This is a genomic window from Algoriphagus yeomjeoni, assembly GCF_049821175.1.
Taxonomy (GTDB): Bacteria; Bacteroidota; Bacteroidia; order Cytophagales; family Cyclobacteriaceae; genus Algoriphagus; species Algoriphagus yeomjeoni_A.
Window position 1 is genome coordinate 3,099,778 of sequence record NZ_CP187512.1, and the last position, 19,374, is coordinate 3,119,151.

The following is a 19,374-nucleotide window of genomic DNA, read 5'->3' on the forward strand; positions in this document are numbered from 1 at the left end:
ATGGACAATACGCAAGTAGAAAACATATCATTATCCTACCTACAACCTTCTGATTACGCAGACCTCAAATCGGCGATGATCGAAGCATACAGAAGTATGCCTGGTTCGTATTGGAAAGAAAGTCAAATTGAAAGTTTAATCACCAAGTTTCCTGAAGGGCAAGTCGTAATTCGAATTAATGATAAGCTAGCCGGCTGTGCACTATCGATCATTGTGAGCGATTCTGATCTGGAAGGAGAGCATACATACAAAGACATCACGACCAACTTTACGTTTGATAATCATAACAATGGTGGAGATATGCTATATGGTATTGACGTCTTCATAAAACCAGAATTTCGAGGCTTGAGGCTTGGTAGAAGATTATACGATTACCGAAAAGAGCTTTGTGAAAAACTAAACCTTAAAGGGATAGTATTTGGCGGTAGAATCCCTAATTACCACAAGTATGCGGATCAAATGGGACCAAAGGAATATCTGGAAAAAGTAAAACTTAAGGAGATCTACGACCCTGTATTGAATTTTCAATTGGCGAACGACTTCCATCCAGCGCGGATCATGAAGAACTACTTGGAGGGAGATGCTGCATCAAGTGAGTTTGCTGTCTTGTTGGAATGGAATAATATTTTCTACGAAAAGCCAAATAAAAAAGCCTCCACAAACAAGACTATCGTGCGCCTGGGATTGATTCAATGGCAGATGCGCTTGTATGAAAATCTCGACGAACTGATGCAACAGGCAGAATATTTCATCGATGCTGTGTCAGGATATCGTTCGGACTTTGCCCTTTTCCCCGAGCTTTTCAATGCTCCGTTAATGGCAGAATTCAATCACCTGAGCGAAGCACAGGCTGTTCGTGGTTTAGCAAAATATACAGATGAGATTGTCAAGCGTTTTGCGCAGCTGTCAGTCTCTTACAATATCAATATCATCACCGGCTCCATGCCTAAGATCAAGAATGATAAGCTGTATAATGTAGGTTATCTCTGCAAACGTGATGGTTCGGTTGAAATGTATGAGAAGCTGCATATTTCCCCACTTGAAGCAAAAGTCTGGGGAATGCAAGGAGGAACTCAACTGAAAGCTTTTGACACAGACTGCGGTAAAATTGGCATTCTGATTTGCTATGATGCTGAATTTCCAGAATTGAGCAGAATTCTTGCTGATGAAGGAATGGATATTCTTTTCATTCCATTCTTGACAGATACCCAAAATGGCTACTCAAGAGTCCGAAATTGTGCAATGGCTAGAGCTATCGAAAATGAGTGCTATGTAGCCATGGCCGGAAGTGTAGGGAATTTGCCAAAAGTTCACAATATGGATATGCAATACGCCCAGTCCATGGTCATTACTCCTTGTGATTTTGCATTTCCAAGCAATGGCATCAAAGCTGAAGCTACACCTAATAGCGAAATGACTCTGATTGCGGATGTGGATCTATCCTTGTTGCGTGAATTAGAGCAATTTGGAAGCGTGAGAAACCGCAAAGATCGTCGGACAGACTTGTTCGAGCTAAGACTCAAGGATATTTCAAAATAAATTGGATTTATGTAAACCAAATTCGCCTCAAAACCATTACATGTATATACATCAATTGGAAAAATCATGAGAGCAATTAAAAAAATACACAAAGCAGAATATAGACCTATTGCAGATTTGGAGACTTATAGCCCAATGCCTACTCAGCAGCTCCAGCAACTGGACCCTTTCATTTTCCTAAACCATCACGGTTTCCAAACCTATCCTGCCCATAATCAAGGGTTGCCTTTTGGTCCGCATCCACATAGAGGTATGGAAACAGTCACCTTCATTACCGCAGGAGATATCATGCACTTGGATTCATCTGGTCATGAATCGGTCATTGGTCCAGGAGGAGTTCAGTACATGAGTGCTGGGAGTGGCTTGATTCACTCGGAGGTGAGTAGTTCAGATTTTAAGAAAAACGGAGGGGATTTAGAAATCCTTCAACTTTGGTTAAATCTCCCGGCAGATAAAAAAATGATGAAGCCGAGCTATGTAGGCTTGCAGGAAAAGGAAATTCCAAGTTTCACCTTGGATAATGGCAAAATAAAAGTTCAGCAGCTTTTCGGAGAATGGGATGGAAATGGTGGCGCTTTTGAAGGCAATTTTCCAATTACGATGAGTACGATTTACTTAGAAAAAGGAGGGAAATTCGAGAAGGCAATTTCTGCTAAAGAAAACATTTTCTTCTACATCGTGCGAGGTTCACTCATTGTAAATGGCGAAGAAGTCAATTTCAGAAACTTGGTAGAATTTGAAAATCAGGATGGATCAATCTCAGTAGAAGCTACCGAGGATGCTATTCTGATTCTAGGTCATGCAGCACCTTTCAATGAACCAATGGTCGCACAAGGTCCATTTGTAATGAACACACAGCAACAAATCCAAGAAGCTTACGATGATTATCAAGCAGGGAAGTTTGGTACTTGGACCCACTAATTAACTATCTATAATATCCTGGGAGATAAGTCGGTAGATTTCAGCGATAGATTCGTTGTAATTCAAAAAACGATGATGATCTTCCAGGGTTTCATAATCCTCCCGGATAGCCGGACCTGTTTGCGCTGCCTTGGCTCCTAGTTGAAGACTTTTGGAAATAGTCTCAATAATCAGCGGCTTGAGCATGTCAAAATCCAATCCTTGCCTGTGCATCACTTCCTCAGCAATTCTAATCATGTGATTGGAGAAGTTGCTGGCAAATACTGCTGCGATATGCATTGCTTTTCTATCTTTTGATCGTACAGTATAGATCAGTGGAGACAGACTTTTTGCTAATTTTTTGAGCTTTTGTAATGTCTCCTCATCATCAGATTCTAGCAAAAAAGGCACTTCATCAAATTCAATTTTTCTTCCCTTGGTAAATGATTGCAAAGGATAAAATATACCCGTGTAGCTGGCTGAGCTATAATTCAACATATCCAACCCTACGGATCCTGAAGTATGTACAAGAATAGAATCCTCTGGCAAAATAATCTGGTCTGCTACTTCCATTATAGCAGAATCTTTAACTGCCAAAATAAAAATCTCTGCGTCACTCGCCGAAAAATCAAAGTCATCTTTAGCTTCTCCTGCATAGACCCGATCTGTAATAGTCTCTGCACTTTTCATGGTGCGCGCATAGACTTCTGTGATGATGTGACCTGCGTCTTCTAAAGCTGGCGCTAAATGCCAAGCGACATTTCCAGCACCAATTAGGGCAATTTTAAACTTCATACGCTAATTAAACCAAAAATTCGACCAAAGAAAAAGCCATTCGAATCTCTTCAAATGGCTCATTTTAATTCTATATTTTCAAACTTAAATATGCAGCGCTCTATTATCAGTAGCGGCCAAACAAGCTTCTTTGAAAGCCTCTGTATAAGTCGGGTGAGCATGAGACATTCTAGCGATATCCTCAGCAGATGCTCTGTATTCCATCGCAACAACCGCTTCAGCAATCATATCAGCCGTTCTTGGACCGATCATGTGAACACCTAGGATCTCGTCAGTCTCAGCATCTGCCAAGACTTTCACCAAACCATCGGTATCCATGGAAGCTCTCGCACGGCCAGAAGCCATGAAAGGGAATTTCCCAGTTTTATATTTGATACCTTTTTCCTTCAATTGCTCTTCGGTATATCCTACAGCAGCCACTTCCGGCCAAGTGTATACTACACCAGGAATCAGGTTGTAATTGATATGTGGCTTCTGTCCCAAGATCGTTTCTGCCACAAATACTCCTTCTTCCTCAGCCTTGTGTGCAAGCATTGCGCCTTTCACCACATCACCGATTGCATAGATATTTGGCACATTAGTCTGCAAGTGATCATTTACTTCTACTTGACCTCTGTCCGTAATTTTCACACCTGCTGCTTCCGCATTCAAGCCATCTGTATAAGGTCTTCGGCCAATAGAAACTAAGACATAATCACCTTTCACCTCTACTGTTTCACCTTTTGAGTTCTCTGCTTTTACAGTAACTTCTTTGCCTTTGCTTTCTACAGCTGTTACTTTATGCTTTAGGAAAAACTCAAAACCGATTTTCTTCAAAGACTTCTGAAGTTCTTTTCCCATGGTACGATCCATGGTAGGAATCAGTGAATCCATGTACTCGATCACGGATACTTTCGAGCCCATTCTACCGTATACAGATCCAAGTTCCAAGCCAATAACTCCACCTCCAATGACTACAAGGTGCTTTGGAATTTCTTTCAAATTCAACGTTTCAGTAGAGGTGATTACTCTGTCCTTATCAATCTTGATGAAAGGCAAAGTAGATGGCTTTGATCCAGTTGCAATGATGATATTCTTGCCCTGAATATCAGATGTGGTTCCATCGTCTTTAGTCACCTTCACGGTAGTTTTATCTACGAAAGTGCCAACTCCTTGATGAACTTCGATCTTATTCTTTTTCATCAGATAGTTAATTCCATCTGTATTCTGCTTTACCACGTCTTCCTTACGTGCGATCATTTGCTTCAAATCAACTTTCAAATTACTCAACTTAATTCCATGAGTTTCGAAAGTATGAGCAGCATTATGGTAGTGCTCAGAGGAATCCAACAAAGCTTTGGATGGGATACAACCCACGTTCAGGCAAGTCCCTCCTAGCCTTGGGTATTTTTCAACAATGGCGGTTTTCAGTCCAAGTTGCGCACAACGAATCGCTGCAACATATCCACCCGGACCAGAACCTATAACTATTACGTCGTACATTTTTTTTAGATTTTAGAGTCTAGAACCAAGAGCCAAGACTGTTTAAAATGAGGGCTGAAGTTCCTCAGCCCATCGTAAATCGTATATCAGAAATCGTAAATCCTTATACTCCAAACAACAATCTTGTTGGATCTTCAAGCAATTCTTTTACCCGAACAAGGAAGCTTACTGACTCACGTCCATCGATGATTCTATGATCATACGAAAGTGCCAAGTACATCATTGGAAGTATGACAACTTCACCGTTCACTGCCATTGGGCGCTGCACAATGTTGTGCATTCCTAAAATAGCGGACTGAGGTGCATTAATGATAGGAGTAGACATCATGGAACCGAATATTCCTCCGTTAGTCAACGTGAAGGTACCTCCAGTCATTTCCTCTATAGAGAGTTTATTGTCTCTAGCCTTGCCAGCGAGTCTTACCACTTCTTTTTCTATCTGATCAAAGCTAAGTGTTTCAGCATTTCTGATTACTGGAACTACTAGTCCCTTTGGAGCAGAAACGGCAATAGAAATATCACAATAGTCGTTGAAGACCATCTCATTTCCGTCAATCTTAGCATTTACTGCAGGCCATTCTTGTAGGGCTACGCAAACAGCTTTGGTAAAGAAAGACATAAATCCAAGTCCTACCCCATGCTTTTCTTTGAATTGCTCTTTAAATTTGGATCTCAAATCCATGATTGGCTTCATGTTCACCTCATTGAAGGTGGTTAACATGGCCGTCTCATTTTTCACAGAAACCAAACGCTTAGCAACCGTTTTTCTCAAAGAAGACATTTTCTCTCTACGCTCATCTCTTGAACCAGGAACTGGCGCAGGAGCAGAAGCCGCGGCTGGTTTGCTTTCAGCTTTTGCAGGAGCAGGAGCTGATTTTTGAGCAGATTGAGCATCTTCTTTGGTAATTCTACCATCTTTTCCAGTTCCTTTTACGGACTCAGGAGAAACTCCTTTTTCTGCCAGGATCTTGGAAGCAGCTGGTGATGCATGTCCTGTGGCATAGTTTGTATTTCCTGAGTCAGCGGATGCTGATGAAGGAGTTGAAGAAGAATCTGAAGATGCTGCAGCAGGAGGCTCGCCTTCCGTCACTTCGATTTTACAGATCATTCCGCCAATCTCAAGCACATCACCTTCTTGTGCCACATGGCGAAGAATTCCTGATGCCTCGGCTGGCAATTCAAAAGTAGCTTTATCAGAATCTACCTCAGCGATGATTTCATCCAACTTCACATAATCCCCGTCACCTTTCAGCCAATTAGCCAAGGTAACTTCCGTGATAGACTCACCTACAGTAGGCACTACCATATCTTTCACTTCTCCGGTACCTTTTGCTCCCGAAGATTTCTCTTCAGCTTTCGGTGCAGCCTCAGCTGCTGATTCTGATTTACCTGGAGTTCCAGTTTCGTCAATTTCACAGATCACAGCTCCGATTTCCAGTACATCACCTTCTTGGGCTTTGATTCTAAGCACACCCGCAGCTTCTGCCGGCAATTCAAAAGTGGCTTTATCAGATTCCAGCTCGCATAGGACTTCGTCCATCTGAACTTCTTCCCCATCTTTTTTAAACCATTGACCGATAGTTACTTCCGTGATGGACTCTCCTACCGCTGGGACTTTAATTTCTTTGCTCATAAGTTTTTCTTTTTTCTCTTTTGTAGTCAAAAAGAGAGGAACAAAATGATACGATTATTTTGGATGTCTTTATAAAAAGAGCTGTAATTATTTTAATTTAAGTGCCTGAGCAATAATGTTTTTCTGCTCTTCTACGTGTACTTTATTGTATCCAGTAGCCGGTGAAGCACTTGCTTTTCTTGCGATTACGTCCATTGGGATTTCTTTATAAAGTAATCTTAAGATATAATTCCAATACCCCATGTTAGAAGGTTCTTCCTGAACCCACACGACTTCAGCTTTAGGATAGCCAGAAAGAACATCTTGCATTTGTTTCTTTGGAAGTGGATGGAGTTGCTCGATTCTCACGATAGCTACATCTTTCACTTTCTCTTTCTCGCGAGCTTCTTCCAAATCATAGTAAATCTTACCGGAGCAAAGCACCACTCTCTTCACGTCTTTGGCATTTACAGTAGTATCTGGAAGCACTTCTCTAAATGTACCTTCGGTAAATTCGGAAAGTGGTGAAACCACTTTAGGATGTCTAAGCAATGACTTTGGTGACATCACGATACAAGGCTTTCTGAATTCCCACGCCAACTGTCTTCTCAATAAGTGGAAGAAGTTTGACGGCTCAGTTACGTTTGCCACAACGGTATTGTATTCAGCTGCTAGTTGAAGGAATCTCTCAGGACGCGCATTGGAGTGCTCTGGTCCCTGTCCTTCATAGCCGTGAGGAAGTAGCATCACCAAGCCATTCATTTTCTGCCATTTTGATTCACCCGAAGTAATAAACTGGTCAATCATAGTCTGAGCTCCGTTGGCAAAATCACCAAATTGAGCTTCCCAGATTGTCAAAGAATTTGGGTTTGCCATGGCATAGCCATATTCAAAACCTAACACTGCATACTCAGAAAGAAGAGAATTGTAGATGTAGAATTCACCTTTTCTATCCTTCATCTCCTTAAGAGAGTTGTAAGCCTTGTTGGTATTGGCATCATGAAGCACAGCGTGACGATGAGAGAAGGTTCCTCTTTGCACATCTTGTCCAGTCAGTCGAACTGTCTTTCCTTCCAAGGTCAAGGATCCGTAAGCCAGTAATTCTGCAGCTGCCCAGTTCAATGATTTAGACTGGAAGAACATGTCTTTACGCTGCTTCAACTGCGCTTCAATCTGTTTTAGCGGTTTAAATCCTTTTGGAATTACTGTCAGCGCTTCAGCTACTTTTTCTATTTGCTCCTGAGTTACTCCGGTCTGTGGAGATTGATCAAAATCTTCTGGCTTGGATCTTCTCAAGGTACTCCATTCATTTTCAAAGCGAGTTGCCTGATAAGGGAGTGGCTTTTCTTTCACCAAGTTTAATCGGTCTTGAAGAAGTTGTCTAAACTCCTCATCCATCTGCGAAGCCAATTTCGCTTCCATATCACCACGTTCTGCTAGACGCTTCACGTAGATTTCCCTAGGATTTGGGTGCTTAGAGATAATGTTATATAATTCTGGTTGAGTGAATTTTGGTTCGTCAGATTCGTTGTGTCCATGACGTCTGTAGCAGACCATATCGACAAAAATATCTCGGCTGAACTTCTGTCTGAATTCTGCAGCAAGTTTTGCGGCAAACACCACTGACTCAGCATTATCACCATTCACGTGGATTACTGGTGCATCAATGATTTTAGCTACATCTGTACAATAGATGGAGGATCTGGCATCGTCAAAATCAGTCGTAAAACCTACCTGGTTGTTAATCACAAAGTGAATTGTCCCTCCTGTATTATATCCTTTCAGGTCTGCCATCTGAGTAACCTCATATACGATCCCCTGTCCAGCAACAGCGGCATCCCCATGAATTAAAATTGGAAGAGCCTTGGTCTTATCTCCTTTGTACTCAGAGTCAATTTTCGCTCTCAAGAATCCTTCTACCACTGGATCTACCGCTTCAAGATGTGATGGGTTTGGAGCAAGCTTCAAGTGGACTTTATTTTCATTTGGAGTCACTATATCGCTTGAATAGCCCATGTGATATTTCACATCACCATCACCCATAGTTAAATCCGGCTTTGCAGTTCCTTCAAATTCAGAGAAAATCTGTTCATAGGTTTTGCCCATAATGTTAGCCAAAACATTCAGACGGCCACGGTGAGCCATACCGATCATTACTTCTTTAACTCCTAACTGAGAGGAGGTATTTATAACGGCATCCAAGAATGGGATTGTGCTTTCTCCACCTTCCAGCGAAAAACGCTTTTGTCCAAGGTATTTGGTATGTAAAAAGTTTTCAAAAACTACCGCTTGGTTAAGCTTGGAAAGAATTCTCTTTTTCTCCTCATGAGTTGGGTTAAATGCTAAAGCATCTTTTTCCACCTTAGTTTTAAACCAATCCAGCATCTCAGGATCACGGATATATAAGTATTCAAAGCCTACTGAACCTTCGTAAATGGATTTCAGAGAATCTAAAATTTTGGAAAATTTCGCAGTACCAATTCCAATCTCGTTTCCAGCTTGGAATTCAGTATTCATATCTTCTTGACCCAAACCGAAGTCCTGCGGATCAATCAACGCTTTTCTATCACGTCGCTCTCTTACTGGGTTGGTCTTTGATCTCAAGTGAGCTCTAGAGCGATAAGCGTGTATCAACGCTCTTACCTTGATTTCTTTAGGCAGCTGCTCCATGTCCATGATGGTACCTGGTGTCGCAAGTGCGCCATTTTTTGCAGGGGCAGCAGCTTTTCCATTCGATGAAGGAGGATTGTCTTCGTCACTGTAGTTTGTCAGCGCAAAGTCAAAGCCATCAAAAAACTCTTTCCAGCTTGGGTCGATTGATTCTGGGTCACTCTTGTAAGAAGAGTAAAGCTCATCGATATAAGACACATGAGCATTAGCGATATAAGAAAACTTATCCATTGTTAATTATTCAAGAAGAGTTCAAAGCTAAGGTCTTAAATCTATAATAAAAAATTGCTTATTTGCCTTTGCGAATATATAGTTTACTCTTACAGATTTATTTGGCATATAACAGCGAAACCGTAGATTTTAGAAGTAATACTCCCAATTTCTTTATTAAAAGAAGTTGATCAACTCAACTTGGAAGGAAAAAACTTCAATGTTGGACGCAGACAAATTCATGAAATTACTTTCCAACAAAAGCCAAAGGATCGGTTTTAAATTGTTTCCAATCTTCCAAAAGTGCCTTATGGAGATTCTTGACCTGATCAGTTTGATATTCTAAAGGCAGTTTCTGTATGTACTTGATCAGATTGTAACAAGTAGTAAACTGTCCACATGCAATAAGGTTATCTTGACGATGTACTTTTAAGTCTTCACTATCCCACCAAAGCGTGGTTGGCATCTGAGAAGCGATAAGTGCTGACTCTTTAATTCTTCTGGAAATAGTGATATCATCCGCTTTTTCCTTTTGCTTTTCATCACTGATAGTATTTTGCTTCCCATTCAATTGGTACACTGTGGAGGTTATTCGGCGATTAGCAAACTTCGGGGAGGTATACAGCAAGTCAAAATTCAACCTTCTTATTTGTCTCAGGAATATTTCATTGATCATCAGTAAGGCAGAAGTCCACCTGTTAATTATCATTTTCTTTACCTGGTTCACTTCCAAATCAGCGAACTTTTCTACGTCATCCAGCAGAGCAGAGGGCAAGACATTTTTAATCGTACTTTGAACCTCCTTTTTAGCTTTTTTCACTAAATAATCACCTAAAAAACCCAAACCGGTCAATAAGCCAAATACGCCAATCAAGCCACTTGAAATCCCATAAAGCAAAATCCAGGTTTTCTCAAAAAACACGTCTAAAACACTAGAGAAGATTAACCCAAATACCCCTATCAACAGACCAATCCAATAAATAGGTTTCATTTGAAGATGCCCTAGCCACCCGGTAACATAGGAGGAAAACGATTCTTTACCATTGCTGGAATCGGAACCTTCATAAGGGTTCCAAGGAGGCATGACAAAGCCATCCACATCATTGACAATTAGTAGATCTAAAGGAAAGCCATCCCGAGAACTTTTATCAAAATTCACCATACTGCCAATTCCTTGATTATCCACAATTCCTCCATCCATGACACCTACTCCCTTAGCAAATTTGGGGACCGTGATCAAGTCAATATATTCTTGTCTTTCATGATCTTCTACATAATCATTAGGGAATATCATTGGGGAAAAACCAACAGGAAAACAGGAAGAGGATGCAATTGCATCGGCAATACGTATGTCATTCAAAACCGCCTGAATCTGGTCACATTTCAATTCATAATTCCCAAATTTATTGACGTTTTGAAATCTAAAAGTTAACCCATAAGAAAACTCGGTGGCATTGAAGCAGACATATTTTAGGTGACCTTGTATTTTCTCCGGCTTCAAATCCTCAAAGCTTTCAGCGACTAACTTCTCATAGTAAGTGAGCGCAAAGCCGTTAATAACTGAACGACTCCGAGTGGTGGTCTTCCAAAATTCATCATCCATGAACTTTGCCGTTGCCTCATCTACCAGCTTATCCTCTTTCAAAAAAGTATAGAGTTTTGAGTAAAAAGTATCAAAGGAATCACCTTTTGCATTACTGGCTGCAAACAGCCCAGCTGTGATTGTACCCCCACTTACCGAGCTTAGAGCAATTACGTTTTCAAGAAGAGGCTTACCTTCAAACTTTATTCTATTCAGGTAATCCAGAACCCCTAAGCTAAATGCGGTTGCTCGGTATCCACCGCCACTGAAACATACTCCGATTGATTTCAGAGGTGTTAAAGGTTGCGAAACATCATCTGATTGCGCCATAAAAGTGTAGTTATAAAAAGAGACTTAATTAAAAATTAAATTTTAATATACCGATAAAGAGTGATATAAAATATAAGCAATAAAAAAGCAGCGCCTAAATAGACACTGCTAATATCAAATAACATTTTCACAATACTGAATTAAAAACTCGCCTTATAATGCTGTCAGTTTACCGAAAGTCACCTTAAGCTACAATGAATACCTCAGCGTAAAAGCAACTTCATCTTCCCAAAACTTTGTGTATTCATTGAAATTATAGGCAGGCTTCCAATAAAGCCCAACAAAAAAATTACTCCTATTGATATTATATTCTACACCTGTAATTGCATCTACTCCATAAACATTATAATCCTGGTCAATCTTATAAACCCAAGGCGGCTCCCCTTTTCCATCTTTCCAAATTCCGTAATGAGCCCCGCCCCCAAAATACCATTCCAAACCTCTGAATTCCCTAATATCCATATGGTGTTCATATAGAGCGGCTGCCACCCAGCCTTTCCACCTTCTGTAAACGAGCAGGTCAACAGCGCCATTATAAGAGATAAATTGTTTTACAGTCCCACCAATGTTAGTTCCCCCTACTACTCCTATCATCGTATTGTAATCCGCAATCTGTGCGCTGGATTCATTCACCAATGAAAAAAGTATGGATACTGTGACAAAAAGGACGAGTAGAGTAAATCGCATATAATGGCCTGTTAATTCAAGGTTAAAAAGTAATAATATTTTCTGGGGTAATGCAATAATCAAGTGGGATATCATGAATTTCGGGAGAAATCCTTAACTCAGGAGGAAAAAAACTCAATCCTACTTTGATAACAGACGAGTCAAGGCTAGCTAAAAAAACATCATAAAATCCTTTCCCAAAGCCAATTCTATTTCCTTTTTGATCATAAGCGAGTAAAGGCACAAAAACCACCTGAATCAACTCATTCGAAGTTATCTCATACTCCTCAGGAATAGGAATCCCCCAACTATCCAACTGAAATTTTGTCTTAGGCCTCAAAAGTAAAGTCTTCAATTCCAAAGATTCAGAATCAACTTTTGAAGTATAGATCTTTCCACCAATTTCTTCTAGGTAGTCCTTAATAGGATAAGTATTTATCTCTAGCTGCTTTGAGATAGGAAAAAATAAGTGAAAATACGTGAGACCTTTCCTTTCACTCAAAAAATCAATCACATTCTGAGAGATCTGAATAGACTTTTGTTCTCGTTCGTCAGCGGACATAGCTGCTCGCAACTTCTTGTAAAAAACCCTAAGTTGATGTTTATCAGGACTCATCTGACAATACCATCATTCTAAAATCCAATGGGTCAAAACAATCCAATAGCTCAGTAATCAAATCTGGATTGCCTAAATAAAACTGCATCATATTTACAACACGCTCCTGTGGACTTCCCCCTGGCTTTACAAGTTCTTGAATGCAACTGGCACGTTCTATTTGTGTGTGCAATCTTCGTTCCTCAGCTTTACGAAGTTTTCTCGCCATTTGATCCATGATCTTCAAAGAGCGGACCTTTCCAGCTGCAAAAGCATTCTCAAGGCTTTTCTCCAAATGCGCAGCTTCTTTTCCCTTCAAATCAAACAGCGTAGCGATAACCTCCTTTTGCTTGGTGAGCTCTATATCCATGCTAGCCTCCGCTTTCACAAAAGTCTTTTTCCAATGCTCCACATCTACAAAAAGATCCTCGACACCCCAATTCAACTGCTCCATTTTACGCTGCACTTTCGTGTTTAGAAGTAAGGCAAAATTACGAGGCAATAAGACAGGGAAAGGAGTATTAAAGTGCTCAAAAACGCCCTTCAGTTGAAGCCAATAAACCACTTCAGCCGGGCCGCCTAAATAAGCTAAATTCGGCAAAATCATCTCTTGGTATAAAGGACGCAACACCACATTCGGGCTAAATCGCTCAGGATGTTTGGCTACCAAATCCTTCATCTCCTGATCTGAGAATCGTAACTCAGTGTTCACCACACCAAAGCCTGAATCCATCTTTTCAATTCGCTCCCGAACACCTTTGTCTAAGTAGAAGAAATTCACTTCCCTTGGGAAAATCTGACTACTATATCCTAGTTCTTCCAACTTTTCTGTCGCCTCGGTAGCTTTCTCATAGGAAGTATGCTCAAACAAATCTGAAAGAATCACTTCTGAGAATTCTCGCTTCAAGTTCACATCGTCCCCATCTACAATCAGCAAACCTTCCTCCCCGAAAAGTGAATTTACATACTTGCGTACTGCCTCTGCTAGTGTCTTTGAGGAAGAATAAGCCTCCAAAAACACATCTGGGGCGAATGATACCGTCTTCAAAAACTCTTTAAAATCTTTACCTAATTCAAAATCACCGACGGCACCGGTTTGATCAGAATTCCACTGGTATTTCTTACCATCGAGTTTGAAGTAATTGATCTCATCAAAATCATGATCCTCCGTGGCCATCCAATACACTGGTACAAACCTATGCTTTGGATAGGTTTGTGCTAATTTCTTAGCAAGATTGATGGTAGATACAATTTTGTAGATGAAGTAAAGAGGTCCTGTGAATAAATTCAGCTGATGACCTGTGGTGACTGTAAAAGTATGTGCCGATGATAATGATTCAATATTCTTTGAAACTGCATAGCTCACTTCTTGGTTGGCATATTGACTCTGTAGCGCCGCTACAAGTATTTTGCGATTTTCTTGAGAAAAAGTCTTCTGGTCAATTGCTTGCTTAAAACTCTCCAAGTTGGGAGCATGAGCATAAAATGGTTGTAATTCTTTTTTCCCTGCGATGTAATCCAAAAAAAATTGTGAAAACTGTCCGGTCTCGTAAAGTTCTACGCAATGTTTTAACATAAGGGAGTTGAGCTGAGGGTTATATTGGAAAACTAACTTAGGCAATCATTCCAAAGTTCGTTTTTTTTTTCTGAAAAATGAGGAATGCTTATACCAATGGGGCATAATCTGATTAAACATTAGAATTCCGTGGAAGGTTTATTTAAAATAAGCTTTCCTAATTAGCCAGAATTGCCAATTATCTTAGCTTTGCAAGCTACAATTATGCTACCCTACACAAGATTTTTCTTAGATAACGGATTAGAAGTGATCGTCCATGAGGATCACGGCAGTAAAATCGCTGTTTTCAACCTACTTTATAAAGTTGGATCCCGGAACGAGAAGCCCGGAAAAACCGGACTTGCACATTTCTTCGAGCATTTGATGTTTGGAAGTTCAGCGAACGTTCCTGTTTTCGACCGAGAATTAGAGCGTGCCGGCGGCGCCTGCAATGCTTTCACCAGTCCTGACATTACTAATTACTACATCACTATCCCCGCTGCCAATCTGGAAACTGCCTTTTGGCTGGAATCTGATCGTATGCTGCAATTAACACTCAGCGAGAAAACGATAGAAACTCAGCGGAAAGTAGTGATGGAAGAATACAAGCAGCGCTACCTCAATCAGCCTTATGGAGATGTATTTCACCACTTGCGCGGCCTTGCTTTCGATACACACCCTTATCGCTGGCCAACTATAGGTCAGAACTTAGACGATATTATCAACTATACCCAGGAAGATGTCTGGGCATTTTATCAGGCAAATTATCGGCCTGACAATGCTGTACTCGTCGTCGCTGGAGCTGTTAGCCAAGCTGAAGTAGAACGGTTAGCTAAAAAATGGTTTGAACCCATTCCTAATCTTTCAAAAGCAAATCACCAAATCCCTGCCGAAGCACCTCAGCTCACCAAAAAGACAAAAACAGAGGAAGCAACAGTGCCCACAGATGCGCTTTACAAGGCATATAAAATGCCGGCAAAGCTATCGCCGGGATACTTAGAAGCTGATTTAATAACTGACATCATTGGCTTTGGAAAGTCTTCCTTGCTTGAGCAAACCTTAGTGAAAAATGGGAAGTTGTTTGCGGCAGTTGGAGCTTATATTTTAGGATCAGTAGATCCAGGACTGCTGATTTTCTCAGGGAAAATGGAATCAGGCGTTTCAGCTGAAGAAGCGGAAAAAGCATTGGACGATGTAATTTCTAAATTCCTTACTTCAGAAATCTCAGATTACGCGCTGCAAAAAGTAAAGAATCAAGGTGAAGCTATGAAAACCTATGAATCCATTCAGGTATTAAACCGGGCTATGAATCTGGCAAATTATGCGCAGCTTGGAAACCCAGACCTTTATTACCAAGAATTCGAAAATAAATCCAAAATAAAAGGAGACGAAATTATGATGTGGGCTAACCGACTTATTCGTGAAGAAAACTCCTCTGTCTTATATTATAAATCTGTACCTGCATGAACAAATTCAGAATAGGTTTTGGCTATGATGTCCATCAACTCAAAGAAGGATATGACTTCTGGCTGGGAGGAATCAAATTAGAACATGAGAAAGGTGCTGTCGGACATTCCGATGCAGATGTTTTGATCCATGTGATTTGCGATGCGCTTCTCGGTGCTGCAAACTTACGTGACATAGGATATCATTTCTCTGATCAAGATCCACAATTCAAAGGTATTGATAGCAAAATTTTACTTGCAGAGGTGATGCTTCTAATCCGGGATGCTGGCTTCGAAGTAGGTAATTTAGATACGACGATTTGCTTGCAACTTCCTAAGGTCAACCCACATATACCAACTATGAAAATCTGTCTGGCTGAGGTGATGAATATCTCTGAAAACGACATTTCCATCAAAGCTACTACCACCGAAAAACTAGGTTTTGTTGGTAGGCAAGAGGGAGTCTCGGCATATTGCACGGCTTTAATTTATTCGGTATGAGCGGAAACTTAAAAATCATAACCACTGAAGACGGTTCCCATTCTCTTTACAACGAAGAGCTAAAAGAAACCTATCATAGTTTTCACGGCGCTTTCAAGGAATCTATTCATGTTTTCATGCTTTATGGACTAGATTCATGGGTGATAAATAACCCTAAGAAAAAACCACTGAGGATTTTTGAGGTTGGTTTTGGGACAGGCTTGAATGCTTGGTTAACGCTCGTTTGGGCAGAGCAAAATCAGATTCCAGTCCTATATCATAGTATTGAACCCTTTCCATTAACCGAGGATATTTATTCCCAGCTTAATTACGGTGATATGGACGATGCCATATTTCACTATAAGCCATATTTGCAGCGATTGCATAAAGCGGACTGGGACAAAGGCATCATCATGTCTGAGTATTTCAACATGAAAAAGGAGAAAACTACACTGGAAGATGTAATTCTTTATCCAACTGACGTAGTATTTTACGATGCTTTTGCACCAAGCAAACAGCCTGAAATGTGGTCAAAGGAGGCTCTAAGTAAGGTTTGTGAAACTTTGAACCCAGGTGGAATATTCACCACCTATTGTGCATCTGGACAGCTAAGGAGAGATTTGAAAGATCTCGGACTTGAGGTAGAAAATCTGCCTGGCCCTCCGGGCAAAAAAGAAATGACCCGAGGCTGGAAACGATAAAAACAACAAGTTTATTGCTGTTTAGAAAGAGATTAGGAAATCCTTGTAAATTATCCATGGGTAATTCAAATCTTCGAAAAGGACATCGTGATTACTCAAAAGATTCAATCACAAAATTAAATTGAAGGGGCTTCAATTCGTTCTATATAAATCGTCATTCTCTTTCCTTTATATTCGAACCAAAGTGAATTTTCTATTCCCTGATTCGTTACTACTAAGTCCTTTAATATCTGAAGAAAAATGATCCTAATAGCACTTCTTACTTTTCTAAATGCATTTACACCCCAATTCACGGAAGCAGGTAAAGCAAAGCTGGAAAAAATGGTCCAAGAGCGTGATGCACTGACCCAACAATGGAAGGCATCAGAAAGTAAAAAGTCCGGAATCTTTGGTAATCGGACCAAAAAGGACATGATCGAAACCAATGAATGGCTGGAGCGCATTATCGCAAAGGACAACCTGATTATGGATGAACTACGAATGATTGGGGATATCGAAACCACCGTTGCCACTCAGACCGGGGAAGACTACAAAGCCATTGCATTCAAGCAAGAAAAGGATGTCCAAGCGCTAAAAAGAGCAGTTGCAGAAAGAGACAAACAAATCGAAGAAAAGCTTTCCGAAAAAAGAACTTTCGAATGGATCAGTCTGATTTTATTTCTGATTACGTTGGGACTTGGATTTGTGGTGTACAAAAAAGTCATCAAGGCATAAAACCAAAAAAGCTCCTTATTTGGAGCTTTTTTGGTTTTATAGGTTTCTTAAAAAGTTACGCTTTCAATCTCGCAATCGGAGTTCTCCCTCCTTTGGTTTTCTCGTCTAATCCTACCAATATCTCAGCCTCTAATGGAAGGTAAACATCCACTCTGGATCCGAATTTGATAAAGCCAAATTCACCGCCTGAGACCAATTCGGAACCTGGCTTCACATACCATTTGATTCGTCGTGCCAAGGCACCTGCTACCTGTCTTACCATAAGTTTTGTTCCATTCTCATGAGTCACGACCATGGAAGTACGCTCATTTTCCGTACTTGACTTTGGATGCCAAGCTACCAAGTATTTACCTGGGTGATATTGAAAAAACTCAACTATTCCTTTGATCGGAGATCTAGTAACATGCACGTTGATCGGAGACATGAAAATCGAAATCTGTCTTCGGTTTTCTTTGAGATATTCATCTTCGAAAGTCTCCTCGATTACCACGACTTTACCATCCACAGGCGCATATACCAAACTTTCATCAGTTGGCAATTTGAAAATCGGACTTCTGAAAAATTGTAGGATAATCAGGTACAATACAATGCTGCCTAAAACAGCAACATTAGAAAGTACTCTGGCATCTGGCATAAAGTAGATGATAAGGTAATTCCCAGCCACTAAGACAATTAGCAACCAAAACAACAAAACTTTTCCTTCTCTGTGTATAGTCATATTCTTTAAAACTAAAAGGCGTGGAGATATCCCCACGCCTCAAAGATAAAATATTCTTTCGATAGAACAGGCTTAGAAGCCTCCTCGGAATGTATAAGTCTTCGCTACTTTATCGATAGCAACAATATATGCTGCAATTCTCATCGGCACATCGTACTTCTGAGACGCCTGATAGACCATTTCAAAGGAATCTTTCATAATACGATCTGAACGCCTATTTACGCGGTCAGCAGTCCATTTGTAGCCCAATCTGTTTTGAACCCACTCGAAGTAAGAAACAGTCACACCACCGGCATTTGCCAGGATATCTGGTACAGCCATGATACCTTTTTCATTGATGATCGCATCTGCCTTTGCCGAAGTAGGACCATTGGCACCTTCAACGATGAGTTTAGCCTTAATATCGTTTACGTTGTGAATAGTGATCACATCTTCTACAGCTGCAGGCACTAACACATCAACTTCCAAGGTAAGCAAATCGCCAGCATCAAGCATTTTCTCACCTCCTGTGAAGCCTTCCAAATTATTGTTATTCCCATCCCGGTAAGCGATAGCCTCCAGAATATTGATTCCATTGTCATTGTAAAAAGCACCTGTATGATCTGAGATTGCTACGATTTTCAAACCTCTTTCTTCCAACAATCTAGCTGCCCAAGAGCCCACATTTCCAAAGCCTTGTACAGCACAGGTGGCTTGAAAAGGGTTGATTTTAAGTTTTTGCATGGCTGCCAAAGCGGTTACCATCACACCTCGACCTGTCGCTTCTGTCCTGCCGAGAGAGCCTCCCAACACAAGGGGCTTCCCCGTTACAACCGAACTTACCGTCATACCCTTTGCCTTGGAATACTCATCCATCAGCCAAGCCATCTCTCGAGGACCAGTTCCCATATCCGGAGCAGGAATATCCTTATCCGGACCGAAAACATCGATCATTGCCATGGTATAAGCTCTGACAAGACGCTCGATTTCACCCTTAGACATTTCCCTTGGATTACATCTTACTCCGCCTTTACCTCCACCGTATGGAATGTCCACTACTGCACATTTCCAAGTCATCCAAGCCGCTAAGGCACGAACCTCATCGATGTGTACATCTGGCGCAAAGCGAATACCGCCTTTGGCTGGGCCAAGAATGTTGGAGTGAATTACTCGGATCCCCTCGAAGACCTGAATCTTACCATTGTCCATGGTGATAGGTAGGGATACGATTACTTGTTTGGCTGGATTTTTCAGGACATTGTACACCTCTTCGGAGAGGCCTAGCTTTTCAGCTGCAATGTTGAATCTTTCCATCATTGACTCCAAAGGATTTTCTTTATCCTTAATCGGAGCCGGTTCAATGTAAGCCATATTCGGGTTTGATTTAGTTATTCAAATGCG

General features: G+C 40.8%; 16 protein-coding genes. 6 read left to right on the plus strand and 10 right to left on the minus strand.

The window, feature by feature from the left end:
- Window positions 1-1,539 carry a carbon-nitrogen hydrolase family protein gene (locus tag ACPUEN_RS12495; protein WP_111612493.1) on the plus strand — a complete coding sequence of 513 codons (1,539 nt, stop codon included), beginning with the start codon at window positions 1-3 and terminating at the stop codon, window positions 1,537-1,539.
- A gap of 66 nt (window positions 1,540-1,605) precedes the next feature.
- Entirely contained in the window at window positions 1,606-2,460 is an 855-nt protein-coding gene (locus tag ACPUEN_RS12500) for a pirin family protein (RefSeq protein ID WP_425636251.1), read from the plus strand.
- Here the strand turns inward: ACPUEN_RS12500 and ACPUEN_RS12505 are convergent, their stop codons facing one another.
- From ACPUEN_RS12505 to bshC, 8 genes are all read right to left on the minus strand, one after another.
- Window positions 2,461-3,234: a Rossmann-like and DUF2520 domain-containing protein gene (locus ACPUEN_RS12505; protein WP_425636252.1), complete on the minus strand. Its 774-nt coding sequence runs from the start codon at window positions 3,232-3,234 to the stop codon at window positions 2,461-2,463.
- 84 nt (window positions 3,235-3,318) lie between these two features.
- Complete coding sequence (gene lpdA / locus ACPUEN_RS12510) at window positions 3,319-4,716, minus strand: dihydrolipoyl dehydrogenase (protein WP_425636253.1); 1,398 nt, start codon at window positions 4,714-4,716, stop codon at window positions 3,319-3,321.
- Window positions 4,717-4,819: 103 nt separating this feature from the next.
- On the minus strand, window positions 4,820-6,349 hold the full coding sequence (gene odhB / locus ACPUEN_RS12515) for a 2-oxoglutarate dehydrogenase complex dihydrolipoyllysine-residue succinyltransferase (RefSeq protein ID WP_425636254.1): 1,530 nt from the start codon (window positions 6,347-6,349) through the stop codon (window positions 4,820-4,822).
- Window positions 6,350-6,436: 87 nt separating this feature from the next.
- Window positions 6,437-9,229, minus strand: a complete 2,793-nt coding sequence (locus ACPUEN_RS12520; protein WP_425636255.1) for a 2-oxoglutarate dehydrogenase E1 component — start codon at window positions 9,227-9,229, stop codon at window positions 6,437-6,439.
- 226 nt (window positions 9,230-9,455) lie between these two features.
- On the minus strand, window positions 9,456-11,120 hold the full coding sequence (locus tag ACPUEN_RS12525; RefSeq protein ID WP_425636256.1) for a patatin-like phospholipase family protein: 1,665 nt from the start codon (window positions 11,118-11,120) through the stop codon (window positions 9,456-9,458).
- Window positions 11,121-11,309: 189 nt separating this feature from the next.
- Window positions 11,310-11,807, minus strand: a complete 498-nt coding sequence (locus ACPUEN_RS12530; protein WP_425636257.1) for a hypothetical protein — start codon at window positions 11,805-11,807, stop codon at window positions 11,310-11,312.
- A gap of 22 nt (window positions 11,808-11,829) precedes the next feature.
- Window positions 11,830-12,402 carry a 5-formyltetrahydrofolate cyclo-ligase gene (locus tag ACPUEN_RS12535; RefSeq protein WP_425636258.1) on the minus strand — a complete coding sequence of 191 codons (573 nt, stop codon included), beginning with the start codon at window positions 12,400-12,402 and terminating at the stop codon, window positions 11,830-11,832.
- Window positions 12,392-13,957, minus strand: coding sequence for a bacillithiol biosynthesis cysteine-adding enzyme BshC (gene bshC / locus ACPUEN_RS12540; protein ID WP_425636259.1), 1,566 nt, complete (start codon window positions 13,955-13,957; stop codon window positions 12,392-12,394). The genes ACPUEN_RS12535 and bshC overlap by 11 nt, the downstream gene beginning before the upstream one ends.
- 204 nt (window positions 13,958-14,161) lie before the next feature.
- Here bshC and ACPUEN_RS12545 point away from each other — a divergent pair, with 204 nt between their 5' ends.
- The 4 genes from ACPUEN_RS12545 (at window position 14,162) to ACPUEN_RS12560 (ending at window position 17,276) form a co-directional block, all read left to right on the plus strand.
- Entirely contained in the window at window positions 14,162-15,403 is a 1,242-nt protein-coding gene (locus tag ACPUEN_RS12545) for a M16 family metallopeptidase (RefSeq protein ID WP_425636260.1), read from the plus strand.
- On the plus strand, window positions 15,400-15,882 hold the full coding sequence (gene ispF, locus ACPUEN_RS12550; RefSeq protein WP_425636261.1) for a 2-C-methyl-D-erythritol 2,4-cyclodiphosphate synthase: 483 nt from the start codon (window positions 15,400-15,402) through the stop codon (window positions 15,880-15,882). Before ACPUEN_RS12545 ends, ispF begins: the two co-directional genes overlap by 4 nt.
- On the plus strand, window positions 15,879-16,562 hold the full coding sequence (gene mnmD / locus ACPUEN_RS12555) for a tRNA (5-methylaminomethyl-2-thiouridine)(34)-methyltransferase MnmD (RefSeq protein WP_425636262.1): 684 nt from the start codon (window positions 15,879-15,881) through the stop codon (window positions 16,560-16,562). The genes ispF and mnmD overlap by 4 nt, the downstream gene beginning before the upstream one ends.
- A gap of 240 nt (window positions 16,563-16,802) precedes the next feature.
- Window positions 16,803-17,276 (plus strand): Clp protease ClpB, encoded by a 474-nt coding sequence (locus ACPUEN_RS12560; RefSeq protein ID WP_425636263.1) that lies wholly within the window; start codon window positions 16,803-16,805, stop codon window positions 17,274-17,276.
- Window positions 17,277-17,331: 55 nt separating this feature from the next.
- Here the strand turns inward: ACPUEN_RS12560 and ACPUEN_RS12565 are convergent, their stop codons facing one another.
- Both ACPUEN_RS12565 and ACPUEN_RS12570 read right to left on the minus strand, forming a co-directional pair.
- A complete protein-coding gene (locus tag ACPUEN_RS12565) occupies window positions 17,332-17,994 on the minus strand; it encodes a phosphatidylserine decarboxylase family protein (protein WP_425636265.1) in 663 nt (220 codons plus the stop codon).
- A 72-nt stretch (window positions 17,995-18,066) separates the two neighbouring features.
- The gene (locus ACPUEN_RS12570; protein WP_425636266.1) at window positions 18,067-19,344 is read right to left on the minus strand and encodes a Glu/Leu/Phe/Val family dehydrogenase; all 1,278 of its coding nucleotides are present in this window, start codon (window positions 19,342-19,344) and stop codon (window positions 18,067-18,069) included.
- Window positions 19,345-19,374 lie beyond the last annotated feature (30 nt).

Excerpts from the sequence above, each read along its gene's own strand:
- ACPUEN_RS12520 (WP_425636255.1), bottom strand. The coding sequence starts at position 9,229 with ATGGATAAGTTTTCTTATATCGCTAATGCTCATGTGTCTTATATCGAT.
- ACPUEN_RS12565 (WP_425636265.1), bottom strand. The coding sequence starts at position 17,994 with ATGACTATACACAGAGAAGGAAAAGTTTTGTTGTTTTGGTTGCTAATT.
- ACPUEN_RS12525 (WP_425636256.1), bottom strand. The coding sequence starts at position 11,120 with ATGGCGCAATCAGATGATGTTTCGCAACCTTTAACACCTCTGAAATCA.
- ACPUEN_RS12505 (WP_425636252.1), bottom strand. The coding sequence starts at position 3,234 with ATGAAGTTTAAAATTGCCCTAATTGGTGCTGGAAATGTCGCTTGGCAT.
- lpdA (WP_425636253.1), bottom strand. The coding sequence starts at position 4,716 with ATGTACGACGTAATAGTTATAGGTTCTGGTCCGGGTGGATATGTTGCA.
- ACPUEN_RS12495 (WP_111612493.1), top strand. The coding sequence starts at position 1 with ATGGACAATACGCAAGTAGAAAACATATCATTATCCTACCTACAACCT.
- ispF (WP_425636261.1), top strand. The coding sequence starts at position 15,400 with ATGAACAAATTCAGAATAGGTTTTGGCTATGATGTCCATCAACTCAAA.
- ACPUEN_RS12530 (WP_425636257.1), bottom strand. The coding sequence starts at position 11,807 with ATGCGATTTACTCTACTCGTCCTTTTTGTCACAGTATCCATACTTTTT.
- ACPUEN_RS12545 (WP_425636260.1), top strand. The coding sequence starts at position 14,162 with ATGCTACCCTACACAAGATTTTTCTTAGATAACGGATTAGAAGTGATC.
- ACPUEN_RS12570 (WP_425636266.1), bottom strand. The coding sequence starts at position 19,344 with ATGGCTTACATTGAACCGGCTCCGATTAAGGATAAAGAAAATCCTTTG.
- ACPUEN_RS12560 (WP_425636263.1), top strand. The coding sequence starts at position 16,803 with ATGATCCTAATAGCACTTCTTACTTTTCTAAATGCATTTACACCCCAA.
- ACPUEN_RS12535 (WP_425636258.1), bottom strand. The coding sequence starts at position 12,402 with ATGAGTCCTGATAAACATCAACTTAGGGTTTTTTACAAGAAGTTGCGA.
- mnmD (WP_425636262.1), top strand. The coding sequence starts at position 15,879 with ATGAGCGGAAACTTAAAAATCATAACCACTGAAGACGGTTCCCATTCT.
- bshC (WP_425636259.1), bottom strand. The coding sequence starts at position 13,957 with ATGTTAAAACATTGCGTAGAACTTTACGAGACCGGACAGTTTTCACAA.
- odhB (WP_425636254.1), bottom strand. The coding sequence starts at position 6,349 with ATGAGCAAAGAAATTAAAGTCCCAGCGGTAGGAGAGTCCATCACGGAA.
- ACPUEN_RS12500 (WP_425636251.1), top strand. The coding sequence starts at position 1,606 with ATGAGAGCAATTAAAAAAATACACAAAGCAGAATATAGACCTATTGCA.